At 58.5% G+C, this 18,042-nt stretch carries 16 protein-coding genes; 6 read left to right on the forward strand and 10 right to left on the reverse strand.

What is annotated here, in order from left to right; all coding sequences use genetic code 11:
* Positions 1–280: 280 nt before the first annotated feature.
* The 6 genes from qcrB to ctaC all read right to left on the reverse strand — a co-directional run bounded on the left by qcrB (position 281) and on the right by ctaC (position 6,997).
* Positions 281–1,906 (reverse strand): cytochrome bc1 complex cytochrome b subunit, encoded by a 1,626-nt coding sequence (gene qcrB / locus CFAEC_RS09355; RefSeq protein ID WP_290276267.1) that lies wholly within the window; start codon positions 1,904–1,906, stop codon positions 281–283.
* On the reverse strand, positions 1,903–3,129 hold the full coding sequence (gene qcrA / locus CFAEC_RS09360) for a cytochrome bc1 complex Rieske iron-sulfur subunit (RefSeq protein WP_290276268.1): 1,227 nt from the start codon (positions 3,127–3,129) through the stop codon (positions 1,903–1,905). Before qcrA ends, qcrB begins: the two co-directional genes overlap by 4 nt.
* On the reverse strand, positions 3,126–4,016 hold the full coding sequence (gene qcrC, locus CFAEC_RS09365) for a cytochrome bc1 complex diheme cytochrome c subunit (RefSeq protein WP_290276270.1): 891 nt from the start codon (positions 4,014–4,016) through the stop codon (positions 3,126–3,128). The genes qcrA and qcrC overlap by 4 nt, the downstream gene beginning before the upstream one ends.
* Positions 4,017–4,102: 86 nt before the next feature.
* Entirely contained in the window at positions 4,103–4,720 is a 618-nt protein-coding gene (ctaE, locus tag CFAEC_RS09370; protein ID WP_290276271.1) for an aa3-type cytochrome oxidase subunit III, read from the reverse strand.
* Positions 4,721–5,467: 747 nt separating this feature from the next.
* Positions 5,468–5,899 (reverse strand): aa3-type cytochrome oxidase subunit IV, encoded by a 432-nt coding sequence (ctaF, locus tag CFAEC_RS09375; RefSeq protein WP_290276273.1) that lies wholly within the window; start codon positions 5,897–5,899, stop codon positions 5,468–5,470.
* A gap of 18 nt (positions 5,900–5,917) precedes the next feature.
* A complete protein-coding gene (ctaC, locus tag CFAEC_RS09380; protein ID WP_290276275.1) occupies positions 5,918–6,997 on the reverse strand; it encodes an aa3-type cytochrome oxidase subunit II in 1,080 nt (359 codons plus the stop codon).
* A 629-nt stretch (positions 6,998–7,626) separates the two neighbouring features.
* On the opposite strand from ctaC, the gene asnB reads away from it, so the two are divergent.
* Complete coding sequence (gene asnB, locus CFAEC_RS09385; protein WP_290276277.1) at positions 7,627–9,549, forward strand: asparagine synthase (glutamine-hydrolyzing); 1,923 nt, start codon at positions 7,627–7,629, stop codon at positions 9,547–9,549.
* A gap of 273 nt (positions 9,550–9,822) precedes the next feature.
* Here the strand turns inward: asnB and erpA are convergent, their stop codons facing one another.
* Positions 9,823–10,167, reverse strand: coding sequence for an iron-sulfur cluster insertion protein ErpA (gene erpA, locus CFAEC_RS09390; RefSeq protein WP_290276279.1), 345 nt, complete (start codon positions 10,165–10,167; stop codon positions 9,823–9,825).
* 343 nt (positions 10,168–10,510) lie between these two features.
* On the opposite strand from erpA, the gene CFAEC_RS09395 reads away from it, so the two are divergent.
* The 4 genes from CFAEC_RS09395 to CFAEC_RS09410 are packed head-to-tail and all read left to right on the forward strand — an operon-like array spanning position 10,511 to position 13,775.
* Positions 10,511–11,251, forward strand: a complete 741-nt coding sequence (locus CFAEC_RS09395; RefSeq protein WP_435384227.1) for a DUF3043 domain-containing protein — start codon at positions 10,511–10,513, stop codon at positions 11,249–11,251.
* 3 nt (positions 11,252–11,254) lie between these two features.
* Positions 11,255–11,785 carry a bifunctional adenosylcobinamide kinase/adenosylcobinamide-phosphate guanylyltransferase gene (locus CFAEC_RS09400; protein WP_290276282.1) on the forward strand — a complete coding sequence of 177 codons (531 nt, stop codon included), beginning with the start codon at positions 11,255–11,257 and terminating at the stop codon, positions 11,783–11,785.
* A gap of 28 nt (positions 11,786–11,813) precedes the next feature.
* Positions 11,814–12,941: a nicotinate-nucleotide--dimethylbenzimidazole phosphoribosyltransferase gene (gene cobT, locus CFAEC_RS09405; protein ID WP_290276284.1), complete on the forward strand. Its 1,128-nt coding sequence runs from the start codon at positions 11,814–11,816 to the stop codon at positions 12,939–12,941.
* Entirely contained in the window at positions 12,942–13,775 is an 834-nt protein-coding gene (locus CFAEC_RS09410; protein WP_290276286.1) for an adenosylcobinamide-GDP ribazoletransferase, read from the forward strand.
* Positions 13,776–13,783: 8 nt separating this feature from the next.
* On the opposite strand, the gene CFAEC_RS09415 is transcribed toward CFAEC_RS09410, so the two are convergent.
* Both CFAEC_RS09415 and CFAEC_RS09420 read right to left on the reverse strand, forming a co-directional pair.
* Positions 13,784–14,524, reverse strand: a complete 741-nt coding sequence (locus CFAEC_RS09415; protein ID WP_290276288.1) for an SDR family NAD(P)-dependent oxidoreductase — start codon at positions 14,522–14,524, stop codon at positions 13,784–13,786.
* 221 nt (positions 14,525–14,745) lie between these two features.
* Positions 14,746–15,849, reverse strand: a complete 1,104-nt coding sequence (locus CFAEC_RS09420; RefSeq protein WP_290276290.1) for a branched-chain amino acid aminotransferase — start codon at positions 15,847–15,849, stop codon at positions 14,746–14,748.
* A 183-nt stretch (positions 15,850–16,032) separates the two neighbouring features.
* Between CFAEC_RS09420 and CFAEC_RS09425 the strand changes: the two genes are divergently transcribed.
* Positions 16,033–17,586 (forward strand): leucyl aminopeptidase, encoded by a 1,554-nt coding sequence (locus CFAEC_RS09425; RefSeq protein ID WP_290276292.1) that lies wholly within the window; start codon positions 16,033–16,035, stop codon positions 17,584–17,586.
* 6 nt (positions 17,587–17,592) lie between these two features.
* On the opposite strand, the gene CFAEC_RS09430 is transcribed toward CFAEC_RS09425, so the two are convergent.
* The gene (locus CFAEC_RS09430; protein ID WP_290276293.1) at positions 17,593–17,988 is read right to left on the reverse strand and encodes an oxidoreductase; all 396 of its coding nucleotides are present in this window, start codon (positions 17,986–17,988) and stop codon (positions 17,593–17,595) included.
* Positions 17,989–18,042 lie beyond the last annotated feature (54 nt).

Genomic DNA, 18,042 nt, shown 5'->3' on the forward strand with positions numbered 1-18,042 from the left:
CTATGCATTAGGCGCCGTGATTTCGGGCCGTGGAGCCATCGTGCACGCATAACCATGAAGATGGATACCAAACCTGGCGGTTGGGCGCATGGTCTCATCTCCGTCGAAGCACCCTTGGAGGGGCGCTGTAGATAAGGACCGGTTACACCGCTCCCCTGCTGTGGGTGTTGCCCAGCGTCTGGGTTTCCCTCGCTGTACACAGATCAGTCCACTCAAAAAGAGGACACAAAAAGCCTTCCGCAGATGCGGAAGGCTGGTTGTGAAAGCTCAGGGAAAAACTCTAGATCTTGCCCTGTCCTTCATCGCGCTTGATGTTCTCATCCTGAAGAGCAGCCAGTGTGGCGATCTCCTCAGCATGGTTATCGTGAGCGATCTGCTTAGCCTTTGCAGAAATGTGATCCGGGTCTGGACCGAAGAATCCACCACGGGCCTCAACTTCAGCGAAACCAAGCTCATTCATCTGCTTAGGAACTGCAGCACCACCGTATGGCAGTGGAATCGGGTGACCGTGGTCGTCCACTGGGCCGAGTGGCTGGTGAACCTCAATGAAGGCGCCGTTTGGCATCTGCTTGATCACGCCGGTCTCGATACCATGTTCCAGAACTTCACGATCGGAACGCTGGAGGCCGAGGCACAGACGGTACGTCACGAAGTAGGCGATCGCTGGGAGCACGATCAGGCCGATACGTCCAACCCACGTCATAGCGTTCAGGGAGACATCGAACTGGTAAGCCCAGATATCGTTACCACCAGAAACCGTCAGCAGGATGTAGAACACTACCGCCATGACACCGAGAGAGGTGCGCACTGGAACGTCGCGAGGACGCTGCAGGAGGTTGTGGTGTGCCTTATCTCCAGACAGTTTCGCTTCGATGAACGGATATGCGAACAGTAGGACAACCAGAACGCCGAGCATGATGGCTACCCAGAATACCGCCGGGACTGTGTAGTTACCGAAGTACAGCTCCCACGCCGGCATGACACGGGCTGCACCGTCTGTCCACAGCATGTAGATATCCGGCTGGGAACCAGCGGAGACCTGCGACGGGTTATAAGGACCAATGTTCCAGATCGCGTTAATGGTGGTGACACCGGCAAGCAGGGACAGGAAGCCCAGGGTGATCGCACCGAATGCAACGGACTTCACAGCGAAGACCGGCATGATTCGGATACCGACGACGTTGTTCTCAGTTCGGCCTGCGCCCGGGAACTGGGTGTGCTTCTGGTACCAGACCAGAGCGAGGTGAGCCGCAACCAGGCCGAGGATGATGCCCGGCAGAATCAGTACGTGTGCGATGTAGAAACGATCCAGCATGATCTCGGATGGGAAGTCGCCACCGAAGACCATCCAGTGCATCCAGGTTCCGATAATCGGGAGACCAACGATGATCGCGGACATGATTCGCAGACCCACACCGGAGAGCAGGTCGTCTGGGAGGGAGTAACCCATGAAGCCTTCGGCGATGCCGAGGATAAGAAGGACACAGCCGATGATCCAGTTCGCCTCACGTGGGCGGCGGAAAGCACCCGTGAAGAAGATACGCATCATGTGGACCATCATGGAAACCATGAACATCAGTGCGGCCCAGTGGTGCATCTGGCGAACGAAGAGTCCACCACGAACTTCGAAGGAAATATCCAGGGCGGTCACGTAGGCACGGGACATCTCCACACCATTGAGTGGCAGATAGGCGCCGTCGTAGATCACCTTGGTGATTGAAGGATCGAAGAACAGGGTCAGGTAGACACCGGTCAGGATCAGGACGATGAAGCTGTAGAGAGCGATTTCACCGAGAAGGAATGACCAGTGGGTAGGGAAAACCTTATTGATCTGGCGGCGGATACCGCCGGCCATGGTGTAGCGGGAATCGAGATTATTTCCGATTGTTGCTGCTTTATTACTCATGACTTACGCTCCCAGAATGCCGGGCCGAGTGGCTCGATGAAGTTGCCGTCGGCGACGAGGTAACCCTCTTCGTCAACAGTGATCGGCAGCTGTGGCAGAGCACGTGCGGCAGGTCCGAAGACTGGCTTACCGTAGTGCAGTGCATCGAACTGCGACTGGTGGCACGGGCACAGGATTCGGTTGGTCTGAGCTTCGTACAGTGAAGTCGGGCAACCAATGTGCGTGCAGATCTTGGAGTATGCGTAGTAATCGCCGTAGTGGAAGGACTCCTGGCCTTCACGTTCGATGACCTTCTCTGCGTCAGAAGTACGCAGACGGATCAGCATAACTGCGTTACGCGGGCCGTGCACAGAGTGCATGTGGTTCGTGTAGACATCGCGCTGTGGATCGTAGAGATCACCATCGTTGACGTCTTCAGCAGGCAGTGGGAATACGGTTTCCATGGACGCTGCAGCCAGGTCCTCTGGACGCATACGGACCAGACGGGACACACCAGTGGTGATCCAGTGCTGACCGGATTCGCCAACGTGGGACTCAGCGATCGCACCGGTGTCGCGCCCCAGGTAGAGCTTGATACCGCTCTCCTGAAGGGTCCAGCCGGAGGTCCACAGGGTGCCGTCACCCATGACGCTCATTGGGCCTTCGTTAGGCTTCCAAGGGTTCTTGATCATGCCACCGAGAGGAGCGACGATCGTCAGACCTGCAAGCACGGCGCCTCCGCCGAGCAGCCCCTGCAGCACCTTGCGGCGGCCGAGGGTGGAGGTCTGCCAGGAATCATTCAGCAGGGCGACGATGGTACGACGATCAACTTCCTCAGAAGGACCGTCGTGACGACGCTGGACTGCGATCTCTTCCGGGATGAACTTCTTGACATAGAGAACGCCGGCGATTCCCAGAGCGAGAATGCACAGACCTGAGGTGATGCCGAGCATCGGGGTGTACAGGGTGTACCAGATCAGGCCGTCGTCACCGTGACCCTGGTATTCCCAAGGCCAGAACAGGTAGGTGGCGAGGAAACCGATGCCACCGATAATGCCGAGCGCTGCCCAGATTCCAACTGCACGAACCGCACGCTTCTCAGCTGGGTCGTTCTCAATTGGGAAACGTTCCTTGCGGTAGGCAATGGTAACGTCATCAAGTTCAGTACCCAGACGAGCGAGGTCATCATTGCTCATCGAGTTGAGTTCCTGGGCGGTGTACTGCTTATTCGTATTGTTACTCATGAACGCGATCCAATCCACATAGCAGCAGCGATCAGAACCAGGATGCCGATACCCCACATGAAGAGACCTTCAGAAACTGGGCCGAGGCCGCCGAGGGAGTAACCACCGGGGCTCGGAGTTTCTTTGGATGCCTTGACGAAGGCGATGATGTCCTTCTTCTCGTCAGCGGAGAGCTGACGATCGGAGAACTTAGGCATGTTCTGCGGACCGGTGAGCATTGCCTGGTAGATCTCCTGCTCGTTGGCAGGATCCAGGACAGGTGCGTACTTGCCGGACGACAGGGCGCCACCACGACCGGTGAAGTTGTGGCAGGAAGCGCAGTTCAGGCGGAAGAGGTCACCACCGCGTGAGACGTCGAGCGGGTCAATCTGGCCATCGAAGTTGGCGCCACGGAGTTCTTCCATGGCGAGGGTGCCGTCCTCGTTGTAAACGAGGCCTGGTCCACCGCCGTTGGCGGCAACATAGGCGGAGATTGCAAGAGTCTGTGCCTCGGTGTAGCGAGGGGTCTTGCGAGAAGCCTGTGCCTCGTTACGGAGCATTGGCATACGACCGGAGTGAACCTGGAAGTAAACTGCACCTTCGCCAACACCGATGAGTGAAGGACCGCGGTCCTGGACACCCTGGAGGTTGACTCCGTGGCAGGTGATGCAGGCAACGTCATAGAGGTCCTTGCCCTCTGAGATGAGAGCCTGGTCATCACGCTGAGCTGTAGCGATCTGTGCATCTGGAGTGATCGCGGTAGCGAGGATTCCAGCACCGCTCAAGCCGATGGTGAGAGCCATCGCGCCAGCGACAGTGCGCCGTACTTTGCGGCGATTCTTGACCTTCTTAGCCGAAGCTTGAGCCTTGCCGGCTGCCTCGGAGGTCTGCGGATTGGTTTCCATCATTTCCCTTTGAATCTCGACTATGGAAGTGAAGGGCTTTGGATTGTCCGTGTGCAGATGATTTCTCACCTACCGGGCAATCCCGAGGCCTACTGAATGAAATAGATCGTGATGAAGAGGCCGATCCAGACAACGTCAACGAAGTGCCAGTAGTAGGACACCACCATTGCTGCTGTTGCCTGCGCCGGCGTAAACTTCGCCTTCTGGATCCTCATGAGAACAACCACGAATGCAATCACACCCGCGATAACGTGAGCGGCGTGGAAGCCGGTCGTGATGTAGAAAGCTGAGCCATAGACACTGCTCTGAATGGACAGTCCATGTCCAACCAGGGTGATGTACTCATATGCCTGACCAATCACGAAGATTGAGCCAAGGATAGTCGTGATCAAGAACCACTTGCGGAGACCGTATACGTCACCCCTTTCAGCCGCAAAAACTCCGAACTGGCAGGTAACGGAGGATGAGACCAGAATGATCGTGATTGCCAGTGCATAAGGCACATTGAGGTAATCCGTCTGTTCAGCCCAAGATCCGTTAGCCAGTCCGTTCGCCCGGGACACGAAGTACATCGCGAAAAGTCCGGCGAAGAACATTAATTCCTGAGACAGGAACACAATGGTGCCGACACTGACCATATTCGGACGGTTCAGTGCCGCAACACGTTGTGGTGCTGCCATACCTGTATTTCCAACTGCGCTCGTCACGCTCTCTAGTATGGCCGGTCGAAATGGCAAAGTCACTTCATGCCCCCCGTTTCAATTGAAAGTTTGAACCCCGTCTTTTTAGGGGTTTCAGCTGCCACATTTCACTTATTTGTTGAATTTTCCGGGAACTTAAACCGCGTCGCATCCGACTAGTACATAATCGCAGGTCATTAGGCTCCCAGCTGGCCCACATTTTCACCTTTTCACGGCTTTTCACAGGATTCAACGTCGCGAGATCAAAGATTCTTCATTTCGCAGCAAAACCTGTGAGAGACAAGTCACAGCTTGGTTGAGTCCCTTTCCTGACTGACTACAACTTTCGTTTGACCCCCGTTATCCTGCGTCTTTGCAGCTTAACGGCATGGTGTCAGACCCAAATTGAAACCGCGCTCCCCCAGTTTCCATACTTCTTCGAAGTGCCGGGAACTTTTCGGCACATCCACCGACATCACCGGATGAGACAGTCCCAGTCGCCTATGGCGCGGACATCACTGCCCCTCGAGTCATCACAGGATATCCACAGCCCACCCTTAACCGAGCCCGCAGAGTCCCCCGGACCGCGCTCCCCCAGGGTGGCCGCGTGAAGTGTCACAGTGATCTTTAGGCCCCCGAGTCCCTGACCACCTGTCCGGAAGCGGCAGCTCCCCCACTAAGTCATGTGCGGCTGGAGAACAAGAAAAGCCGTGGGGCCGGGATGATGAACATCCCGGCCCCACGGCTTAATCAGGCAGCACTATCTAGTAGTGGCTAGTGCTTTTCGCGTGGAATACCGTACTGGAAGTTGAGCTTTGCCACGGTGTAAATGAGGAGCAGAGCGCCAACAGCAATCATCCAGTAATGGAAGAAGATGAGACCGAATGCGAGGAATCCGACTGCACCGGACATAGCGGCCGGCCAGATGGAACCTGGGGAGAAGAAACCCAGGGTTCCTGCCTTATCTGCAACCTCTGCCTCTTCCCAATCCTCTGGGAGAACATCGGTGCGTCGTTCGGTGAACTGAAGATAGACACCGAGCATCAGGGTGAGGCCGCCGGAAAGGACCAATGCGGTTGCACCTGCCCACTCGAGTCCCGGGACGGAGCCCCTGTCATCCACGTGCATGGTGGCGACGATGTAGATGACTGCCATTGCCACCAGGAAGACGGTCAGGCTGTACATGACCTTTGATGAAGACTTCATTTTTCGCTCTTCCTATTCTTATGCCGGAGTCTGGAAGTTCTCGCCGTCGCGGGTTCCGGTGCGATCGGAGACGAACGGGCTGGTGGAGGTAGCATATGGAGCTTCACCGATGTGCTCAAGAGCCTGGGCGTTGGTTGCCTCAGGGTTGGCGTCACGGAAGTCGAGGTACTCAGCGAAAGAGTCACGGTCAACCGCGCGGATCTCGAAGTTCATCATTGCGTGGTAGGTACCGCACATTTCAGCACAGCGTCCGACGAAGGCGCCTTCTTCGAAGATTTCTTCAATCTGGAACACACGCTGAGACTTGTTCGCTTCAGGGTGAGCAAATGCATCACGCTTGAACAGGAACTCTGGAACCCAGAAGGAGTGCGCAACGTCAGCAGATGCCAGGTTGAACTCGATTGGGGTGTTGGTTGGGAGAACCAGGACTGGCACCTCGTCGGTGGTACCGAGGGTTTCAATCTGGTTGAAGTGGAGGTAGGAAACGTCCGACTTGGAGTTGCCGTGAATCGGGTTGTTGCCAGCCGGGTCTTCCTTGGACGCTTCAGCATTCGCCTGACGAGCCTCATCAACACCGACGTATTCCTGACCGCCGGGAGAAAGGTCTGCCGCAACAGTGGAGTAACCGAACTTCCAGTTCCACTGATACGCAGTCACGTCAACGGTGACCTCAGGGTTCTTGTCCAGGGCAGTAACCTTGTCCTGGGTCTGAATGGTGAAGAAGAACAGAATCATGACGATGAAGATCGGCACGATGGTCAGGACTAGTTCGAGAGGAACGTTGTACTGGAGCTGCTTCGGGAATTCCCCGTCTCCACGCTTCTCGGCCTTCTTCGCATTCCAAGCGAAGATTGCGGTGAGCATGAGTGCCCACATGATGATACCGATGATCCAGGCAGCAACCCAGACCCATGACCAGAAGTTGCCCATGGAGACCGCCTCGGGCGTGATGCCGTCTGGCCAACCCATGCGGAGAAAATAGCCGAAAGTGCCACCTGGGGCGGCAACATCACAGCCTGCCATGGCGAGGCCACCTAAGCCCAAGACGCCGCCGAGCAGGGCCTTGCGCTTTAAACCACGCTTATTTTGCTGTTCCACGTGTGTTCTGCCTTCCTGTCCACACAAAAACTAGAGACCTTACGGTCATTTCTATCTACGCAGAATAGCCTATTTGCCTGCCGTTTCCATATCTTCCATTTCCCGGAAGCCTACTGATGAAAAGCTTCACGAAAGGGTCTCAAAGGACGTTCAACTGCAGGGACACCTGGGATTCTTCTAGCATTTGCCTCAAAGCCACCTTCCCACCTGTTGCCCACGTCACACACCATCAATCTTTTGGTTGCCCTTGAAATCCGCCTGCCATTACCCCCACTTTCATCATGAGTTTCGAGAATGAGCTGCATATTCAGTGTCCATTACCCATCCGGAACTGCTTCCCAGCCCCCACCTGGGGTCTCTTTACCCACCCGTGCGGGCTCTGTTCCGGCCCTCAGCCAGCCCCTCCACCGTGCCAGCTGCGGCGCCCCGAGTTCTTCCTGAGGTCAATGTTCGGGGTTCTTCCCCGTTTCCATTTCGCAGAAACTTCCGGCGAGCCGGTTTCGCAGGACCTCGCTCACGCCAGTATCGTTGCAGAGGTTGATCACCATGCACCCTCGGCCCCTGTTTCGCAGTCGCGGACACGCCCTATTAAATACGGTGCGTTATCTCTCCCAGGAGGACATTTACACATGTGCGGCCTTTTAGGCATTCTGACTGCTAACGGGAACGCAGCTGACTTCGTCCCCGCACTCGAACGTGCACTTCCGTGCATGCGTCATCGCGGGCCTGACGATGCGGGCACCTGGCACGATGCCGATGCCGCATTTGGTTTCAATCGGCTGTCCATCATCGATATCGCGCATTCACATCAGCCCCTTCGCTGGGGTCCAGTTGATGAGCCTGATCGATATGCGATGACATTCAACGGTGAGATCTACAACTACATTGAGCTGCGTGAGACCCTGACGGAGCTGGGATATACGTTCAACACGGAAGGTGACGGAGAGCCAATCGTGGTTGGTTTCCACCACTGGGGACCAGATGTTGTTGAACATCTCCGTGGCATGTTCGGTATCGCCATCTGGGACACCAAGGAACGTTCGCTCTTCCTTGCGCGCGATCAGTTTGGCATCAAGCCCTTGTTTTATGCCACAACGGATGCCGGCACCGTCTTCGCCTCCGAAAAAAAGTCCATCCTCGAGATGGCTGAAGAGCTGAGTCTGGATCTGAGCCTTGACCGTCGGGCCATCGAGCATTATGTGGATCTGCAGTATGTGCCTGAACCTGAAAGCCTCCACACTGGAATCCGCCGGCTGGAGTCGGGATGTACAGCCACCATCACTCCGGGTGGGCAACTCGTCGAAAAGCGCTATTTCAAGCCCAGGTTCCCAGTGAAAGCTGTCCCCAAGGGCAAGGAGCAGGATCTCTTCGACCGGATCGCGCGTGTGCTTGAAGATTCTGTAGAAAAGCACATGCGTGCAGATGTCACCGTGGGTTCCTTCCTGTCAGGCGGTATTGATTCCACAGCCATCGCCGCCCTGGCCAAACGGCACAACCCGAACCTCCTCACCTTCACCACAGGCTTCGAACGCGAGGGTTATTCGGAAGTTGATGTGGCCGCTGAGTCCGCCGAGGCCATCGGCGCAGAGCACATCGTGAAGATTGTCTCGCCCGAGGAATACGCGGACGCAATCCCGAAGATCATGTGGTATCTGGATGATCCGGTAGCTGACCCTTCACTAGTCCCGCTGTATTTCGTGGCAGCAGAAGCGCGCAAGCACGTCAAGGTCGTGTTGTCCGGTGAAGGCGCAGATGAACTCTTCGGTGGTTACACCATCTACAAGGAACCGCTCTCCCTCGCGCCTTTCGAGAAGATCCCCACTCCGTTGCGTCGCGGCCTGGGTCGCCTCTCACGTGTTCTTCCTGATGGGATGAAGGGCAAATCACTGTTGGAGCGCGGATCCATGACCATGGAGGAGCGCTATTACGGCAATGCCCGTTCCTTCAACTTCGAGCAGCTGCAGCGGGTCATTCCGTGGGCGCGCAGGGAGTGGGATCACCGTGAGGTGACTGCGCCGATCTACGCCCAGTCGAAGGACATGGATCCTGTCGCCCGCATGCAGCATCTGGATCTGTTCACCTGGATGCGCGGTGACATCCTGGTCAAGGCTGACAAGATCAACATGGCCAACTCCCTGGAGTTGCGTGTTCCCTTCCTGGACAAGGAAGTGTTCCAGGTGGCCGAAACCATCCCGCATGATCTGAAGATCGCCAACGGAACCACCAAGTACGCTCTCCGTCGGGCGCTTGAGCAGATCGTCCCTCCACATGTTCTGCACCGTAAGAAGCTCGGTTTCCCTGTGCCGATGCGTCACTGGCTCGCCGGTGATGAACTCTTCGGTTGGGCGCAGGACACCATCAATGAATCGCAGACCGATGACATCTTCAATAAGAAGGCTGTCCTGGAGATGCTCAACGAACACCGTGCTGGCGTCTCCGACCATTCCCGCCGCCTGTGGACCGTCCTGGCGTTCATGGTCTGGCATGGAATCTTCGTGGAAAACCGTATCGATCCCCAGATCGAGGAACGCGATTACCCCGTCGAGCTGTAGCGCGCAGCCCCACGCCTGAGGTGGTGCGCGAATCCCGCGGCCCGCTGGGACCGCGCGGGGGCGACCCCAGCGCACCAACCCCAGCGCACCAACCCCAGCGCACCAACCCCAGCACACCTCGGGCAGACGCTGCACCAATGACACTGCGCTAATGCCCCTGTACCAATGACACTGCTCCCCCACCCATAGTCGAGAAAACTGGGTGGAGGAGCAGTGTCTTTTCATTCCCGGCAGGCGGCGAAGGCAGCCACCTGAACCTGGGAGGCTTCTTAATTAGTGGAAGGAGTCACCGCAGGCACATGAGGAACCGGCGTTCGGGTTGTCAATGGTGAACCCCTGTGCTTCGATCGTGTCGGAGAAATCGATCTGGGCACCGAGCAGGTACGGGGTGCTCATCTTGTCTACGACCAGGCGGACACCACCGACCTCATCTTCCTTGTCTCCATCAAGGGCACGGTCATCGAAGTAGAGCTGGTAACGCAGACCGGAGCAGCCACCTGGCTGAACGGCGATGCGTAGAGCCAGATCATCGCGACCCTCCTGGTCGATGAGAGCCTTCGCCTTGGAAGCGGCAGCATCGGTCATAATAACGCCGGTATTGGTAGATGGAGCGGTCATCGCTGTAGTCTCCTTAAACTTTTTGACCCCTTCCGGGGCCTGAACATCTTTGTTGGCATGCAGTCTACTCCCCCGGCCTGGGTATCATCGCCGCCCACCGTTTCGGTGGGCGAGGTTGACTGCTGAGAACATGCAGACCAGGCCATTGAAGTTGTGATGACTCCCAGACTACCCACCACACAGGGCAGAGTAAATGAGAGTTTCTCCGCATTTAATTATTACTGCGATAGGTGTCGGGGATAATGTCCTCGATCGGCGCATCCCTTGATCCTTGTCTCCTTCCAACAGCGTTTATGACACCCCTATTCCCGGATTCACCACATTTCCTTGTAGCCTGATGTGTGTGAAACTTCCGTGGGATAAAAACAAGCAGTCATCAGGCACGAAGGGCGATGCCTCCGCCGCTTCTTCAGCCGACCAGGTCGATGCAGCCACCGGTCCTGGCACCGATCCGGGCGCCGGAGAGCAGAAGCTACCCAAGGGCTACACCCCGCCCAAGGGACGTCCCACTCCGAGGCGTAGAGATGTGGAGTTGGAACGCGGCATCATCGGTGGTCAGTCGCTGGCCCCCGCAGAGAGTTACGGACAGGCGCGTCAGAAGCGCAAGGAGTTCAAGGCCTCCATGTCCAAGGACGAATACAAGGCCTATAAGCAGCAGGAAAAGGACGCTCGGATCAAGCGTCAGCGTGAGCACCAGGCGGCCATGGACCGCGGTGAAGATGCCTACCTCATGGCCCGCGATAAGGGCGAGGTACGTCGCTTCGCCCGTGACTGGGTGGATGCGCGTCGTTTCGTCGCCAACTTCGTGATGCCGGTGGCGCTGGCCCTGCTGGTGATCATGCTCGTTGGAAACTTCTTCCCAGAATTCGCCGCCACGGCGTCCATGTTCGCGATGCTGCTGATGCTGGTATTCCTCATCGAGGGCATCAACATCGGCCGTCGTGTGAATAAGGCGGTGCGTGCGAAGTTCCCGGACACCACGGAAACCGGGTTCGGCCTGGGTTACTACTCCTATTCCCGCGCGGTGCAGCCACGCAAGTGGCGCACCCCGCGCCCGCGTGTTGAGCTGGGCGCTGACGTCTAGATAATGCGCACACTGGTGCTCGGTGGGGCCAGGTCCGGAAAATCCGTCTTCGCGGAAGACATCGCCGGGCCCGGCCCCGTCGTTTATGTGGCCACAGCCCGACCGTGGCCGGGGGATGCGGACTTCGCGGCACGCATCGCCCTGCACGCCGCCCGCCGTCCGGCGAGCTGGATCACCGAAGACCGGCGCGACCTGGTCACGCTTCTGGGCGTTCCCACGCCCACAACCATGCTTGTCGACGACCTGGGCACGTGGCTGACCCACACCACGGATGACTGTGGCTCTGCAGCCTGGGAGCAGGACTCCGCGGAGCTTGATGCCCGAATAGACGCTCTGGTGGACCGGGTTACCACCTACTCCGGCGGGGACCTCGTGATCGTCAGTCCCGAGGTCGGACTGGCGGTGATCCCGGAACACCGGTCGGGGCGGGTGTTCCGTGATCGGATCGGCACCCTGAATCAGCGGTTGGCGGCCGTATGCGAGAGGGTGGTGCTCGTGGTAGCGGGCCTGCCACTAGAGTTGAAAACGGTTTAATATCTTGCCCGATGTGGAGGAGTTAGTGATGGTTCCGGCAGAACTTTTTGCGCGTGTGGAGTTCCCTGATCGGCAGGTTCTTGCTGAGGCCCAGCAGTATCAGAACACACTGGTCAAACCGGTGGGTTCCCTGTCGCGGCTGGAGGAGATCGGTTGTTTCATCGCGGCGTGTCAGGGGCAGGTCCCACCGAAGAGAATCGAACGGGCACGCATCGTGGTGTTCGCCGGTGATCATGGTGTGGCCAGCAGGGGTGTGTCCGCCTTTCCGTCCTCTGTGAGTCTGCAGATGGCGGACAGCATGCACAACGGGGGCGCCGCGATCAACGTCCTTGCCCGGGCGGCGGGTGCCTCGGTGCGTGTTGTAGACATTTCACTCGATCATGAGGCCTTCGGGGATGAACGGGTCTCCCGCTCCTGCGGTTCCATCGACGTCGAGGACGCGATGACAGAAGAACAGGTCATCCATGCGTTGGAGATCGGCAAGCGCATCGCGGACCAGGAGATTGATTCCGGAGCTGATCTTCTCATTCCCGGTGATCTCGGCATCGGCAACACCACCCCGGCCGCAGCATTGATCGGTACCTTCACCCTCGCTGAGCCGGTGGTGGTGGTTGGTCGAGGCACCGGTATCGACGATGAGGGATGGAAGCGGAAGGTCAGCGCGATCCGTGATGCCATGTTCCGTGCCCGCCACCTGCGTCAGGATCCGATTGCTGTCGCCCGGACGATCTCCTCCCCCGACCTGGCCGCCATGGCTGCCTTCATCGCGCAGGCAGCTGTCCGCCGGACCCCTGTCATCCTCGACGGCGCGGTGGTCACCTCTGCGGCACTGCTGGCCAACAAGTTGGCCCCCGGAGCACGCCGCTGGTTCATCGCCGGCCACCGTTCCCCTGAGCCTTCGCATAGCGTGGCACTGGACGCTCTCGGACTGACCCCCCTGCTGGAGTTCGGCATGCGCCTCGGTGAGGGGTCAGGGGCTGCGGCCTCCCTGCCGTTGGTGAAGGCAGCTGTTGATCTGATGATCGATATGAGCACGATGGAATCCGCCAACGTCGACGACCGCACTGATGCCGGAGATGACACCGGGGAGACGGCGGCCATCGGAGAGGCCGGGGCGTCGACAAGCATCACTGCCACGGGAACACCGATCGCCTAGATGTCGGGTAAGGCCTCCTTTGAGGAGGGTGAACACGGCCCGGCCGTGATCGAAGGGGTGACTACCGCCCTGAGTTGGCTGAGCGTGTTGCCGTTTCGCGGAGCCACCGCTTTCGACAGGGTGACCGGGGCGAGGATGATGGCCGCGTCCCCCATCGTGGGGGTGGTATTCGGGCTCTGCGCCGTGGCGTTGTTATCGCTCCTGGGGCTGTTGGGTGTGGCGCCGCTGTTATCTGCGGTGCTGGTGGTCATCATGTGGGAGTTGCTCAGCCGTCTGATGCACCTGGATGGTTTAGCAGACGTGGCGGATGCGCTTGGCTCCTACGCGGCCCCCGAGCGGGCACGGGAGATTCTGGCCGATCCACACACAGGGCTATTCGGCTTTTCCGCCGCGGCATTCTCTCTTCTGCTCCAGATTGCGGCCGTGATGTCCCTGATCGACAACGGTGTGTCCTGGCTGGTGTTCTTCCTCCCGCCCCTGGGCCGGGTGGCGGGCCAGGTGGTGGCACGCTCAGGAAGAATTCCACTGTCCCCCACCGGTTTCGGGGCCCTGGTCGTGGGCACGGTCAAACCAAGGTGGATCATCGCGTGGTGGCTGATTTTCACCGTGTTGGCCGTGGTGGCTGCCGTGGCGGGAGGCGCTGCCTCGTTGGCCTGGGTGGTCGGGATGACAGGACTGGTGGCATGTCTGATCACCGAGGTTGGTGCGCGACACCTCTCCCGTAGATTCCAGGGCATCAACGGTGACTGCATCGGGGCGGGCATTCACCTCGGCACCGCCGTCAGCGCTGTGCTCTTTGCCGTTGCGGTCTCAGGCTGGTTGGCGCTCACCTGATCGGCGCGCTACACCTGATCGCGCGGCACCACCCTCATCGTGTCGATATTCATGTGTGCGGGCAGGCTGGCAACCCATCGGACGGTTTCGGCGATATCCTCCGCAGTGAGGTTGAGGACATCCTGGTACACAGCCCGGGCGCGCTGTTCATCTCCGCCGAAACGGACAAGTGAGAACTCCTCGGTGTCCACACGTCCCGGATCGATCTCCGTGACACGCAGACGCTGGGTGTGGGTTTCCAGACGCAGAACCCTGGTCATGGCGGCCACACCGTGTTTGGCCGCGTTATAACCAGCACCGCCCACGTACGGGGTGTGGCCTGCGATTGATCCGATGTTGATGATCAGACCATCCCGCTCTGCGAGGGAATCCATAAAAGCCCGTGTCACGCGCAAAGTACCCAGCACATTGGTGTCATACATCCACTGCCAGTCCTCCAGCGTGGCATCTCTGATGCTGTCCAGGCCCTTTGCCCCGCCAGCATTGTTGACCAGCAGATCCAGAGTTCCGACTGCTTGTGCGAGGTCAGAAACCGACTCATCTGATGTCACGTCCAGCGCGTGGGCGGTCCCTCCGATCTCCGCGGCCAACTCCTCCAGGCGGTCCATGCGGCGGGCAGCCACGATCACGTTCCATCCATCGGCGGCCAGGGCCCGGGCGGCCGCTGCACCGATGCCACTTGATGCACCGGTAACCAGTGCGGTCTTGGGAGCAGAGTCGTCTACAGAGTTGCTTTCATTTTCAGTCATGCTGACCACAATGCCATGAGGGGTGGACACAGCTGACAGATTTTAACCGCATCGGTCCTGTTCACAGGACTGACAAGGGGGCCTCGAAACCACAAAACACCAGTTCACAGGGTTAAAGAAACCCCACCCGGGAGTTTCCAAGAAACCCCCTGGGTGGGGTTATTCAGGCCCACCAATGCAGGCCCACCGATGCAGGCAACCGGTGAAGGTTTCAGCCAAACCTACTTAACCAGGGTGTACAACCAGCCGTGCTGATCCTCGACCTTGCCCTGCTGGATACCGGTGAGGGTTTCACGCAGCGTCAGGGTGGCGTCGCCAGCCTCGTTATTGTTCACGGTGAAATCACCGTGATTGGACTTCACGGTACCCACCGGGGTGATCACAGCTGCCGTGCCGCAGGCGAATGCTTCAATCATGGCACCGGAGGTGGCGTCTTCCTCCCACTCCTTGGTGCTGATGCGACGCTCCTCCACCTCGTATCCGAGGTCGCGGGCAACCTGGAGCAGGGAGTCACGGGTGATACCTGGAAGAAGAGATCCGGACAGCTCCGGGGTCACCAGCTTGGTCTTATCGCCGTCGCGGTAGATGAACCCGAGGTTCATGCCACCCATTTCCTCGATGTAGCGGTGTTCGATCGCATCGAGCCAGACCACCTGGTCACAGCCCTTCTCCTGGGCCTGGGCCTGCGCGAGAAGGGAGGCTGCGTAGTTGCCAGCGAACTTAGCTGCACCGGTGCCACCGGGAGCTGCGCGCACATAATCCTCGCTCAGCCAGACGGAGACTGGCTTGATGCCACCTGAGAAATACGCGGCGACCGGGGAGGCGATGACGATGAACTTGTAGGCATTCGACGGGCTGACACCCAGTGACACCTCCGTGGAGATCATGAAGGGCCGCAGGTAGAGGGATGCCTCTCCGCCGGCAGCGGGGACCCAGTCCTGATCAATATCCACCAGGAGTTCCAGGGATTTGATGAACGTGTCAACCGGGAGTTCAGGCATGGCCATCCGAGCTGCGGAACGCTGCATGCGCAGCGCATTCTCCTCCGGACGGAATGTCTTGATGGAGCCATCCTCATGGCGGTAGGCCTTGATGCCTTCGAAGATCGCCTGACCGTAGTGGAAAACCGTGGTGGCGGGATCCATCGGGAGCGGAGCATAAGGCACTACCTCGGCATCATGCCAGCCCTTTCCCTCAGTCCAGTCGATGGTCACCATGTGGTCGGTGAAGAACTTGCCAAACGTCGGTGCGGCAAGAATTTCCTTCAGGCGATCGGGTGACGTCGGATTTTCGGTACGGGTCACAGTGAACTCAATAGACGTCATGGTCTTTAAGTTACACCGCCGTCTGAAGAGCTTCAGCAGATGGTCTCTAAATCCTTGCCCATTCCCTGGTTCCTCCCCTGCCCTGCCGTCTCAACAGTTGGGATTATGGCTAGGCTGGGAGAATAGAATCAGTGGCCGCCACCCACGCGGCTCTCCGCTTTATCTGAGAGGATTTACACTTTTATGGCAAAGAACGCCGTTAGCACCGCAGCACCTGCCAAGGTTTCCAAGGATGCCACCATTCCGGTCCGTGGTCGTGTCGCCGACCTCAAACTGACCAAGAAACTCCCCAAGAACACCGATGCCGTCATCGTTGCTGTGTTCGCCGGTGAAGGTGGTTCCCTCGAACTCGCAGGGGGTGCCGCGCTTGACTCCATCTTCAACACCAAGCAGCAGTCCGCCATCCTCAAGCAGCTGGAGTCGATCGGCGCCAAAGGCAAAGCCAACGAGGTCACCCGCATTCCCGGTGCCGAGGACAGTGCGCCGGTTGTTGCAATCGGCCTCGGCAAGGCCGAGGAGCTTGACGACGAAAAGCTCCGTCGTGCCACAGGAACTTCAGCCCGTGCACTGAATGGTTTCGAGAACGTCGCCACCACTGTCGGTGACCTGGGCCTGGAGGCTGCTGTCACCGGTTTCGCCCTCGGCTCCTATTCCTACAAGGGCCTCCGCAAGGCTAAGGATGAGGAGAACGGCGACGACAACGCAGATAAGCCACTGGCCATCCATTTCATGGGCGGTGACAAGGATCAGTTCGTCGCAGCCCAGGTGATCGCTGAGTCCGTGGTTCTGGCCCGCGATCTGGTCAACTCCCCTTCCTCCCACCTCTACCCAGAGTCTTACGCGGTCATCGCTGCCAATGAGGCTGCCGCTTACGGCCTGGAGACTGAGATCCTCGATGAGAAGCAACTTCTTGCCCAGGGCTTCGGCGGCATCCTCGCGGTGGGCAACGGATCCTCCCGTAAACCACGACTACTGCGCCTGACCTGGAAGCACCGCAAGGCATCCAAGCATGTCGCCCTGGTGGGCAAGGGTGTCACCTTTGACACCGGTGGTATCTCCCTCAAGCCGGGTGCCAACATGGACAACATGATCTCCGACATGGGTGGTTCGGCCGCAGTCATCGCCACCATCATCGCCGCTGCCCGGTTGAACCTGAAGGTCAATGTCACCGCCACCGTCCCCATGGCGGAGAACATGCCATCCGGTGATGCATTCCGACCAGGTGACGTGATCACCCACTACGGTGGCATCACCTCTGAGATCCTCAACACCGATGCTGAGGGCCGTCTGATCCTGGCTGATGCCATGGCCCTGGCGTCGGAGGACAACCCGGATTACCTCATCGACGCCGCTACCCTCACAGGTGCACAGCTGGTTGCACTCGGAGGGCGCACCTCCGGTGTCATGGGTACAGAAGAATTCCGTGATTCGGTGGCCGCCACCGGTCGTGCCGTCGGCGAACAGGCCTGGGCCATGCCGCTGCCGGAGGAGCTTGATGAAGAGGTCAAGTCACCCGTTGCAGACCTGCGAAACGTGACCAACTCCCGCTTCGCGGGCATGTCCGCGGCAGGCCGCTACCTTCAGGAGTTCGTCGGCGAGGGCATCGAGTGGGCCCACGTCGATATTGCAGGTCCAGCATTCAACACCGCTGCCCCCTATGGCTACACCCCCAAGAGGGCAACCGGACAACCAGTCCGCACCTTTGTTCAGGTTCTCAGCGATATCGCGGAGAACTAAACTCCCTTAGAAGCCCGGATGCTCGCCGCGATCAAACTTCTCGCGGCGGGCTTTCTGCTCTTCACGTTTGCGGAGGATGCGCTCATACTCAATTCTTTCACGCATCCGTTGGGGGTAACCTGTCTCTTCGACGTCGTACACCGGAATGCCGAGTTTCTTGATGATCACATCGATACCCTTCGGTCCACCGATGCGGCGACGAACAAAGTTTCCTGTTTCATCAACCAAAACTACCGACATTTCATTGACCAGCGTCTCTGGCTCAACGAAGGCTTCCACAAACGGCCTGCCCCGGAGCCATTCCTGGAGGAACGCAAGGTCCTCAGGGCGGACAGTGTCCCCGGGACCGCGGGCGGGGCGAAGATTGGAACGAGGCTTTTTCCGGCCGAATAAGTTGAACACGTATCCAATTGTAGGGGGCAACTTCGTGGCCTCAAATGACCCAAAGTCCACACT

Origin of the sequence: Corynebacterium faecale (assembly GCF_030408735.1) — a bacterium.
Taxonomy (GTDB): Bacteria; Actinomycetota; Actinomycetes; order Mycobacteriales; family Mycobacteriaceae; genus Corynebacterium; species Corynebacterium faecale.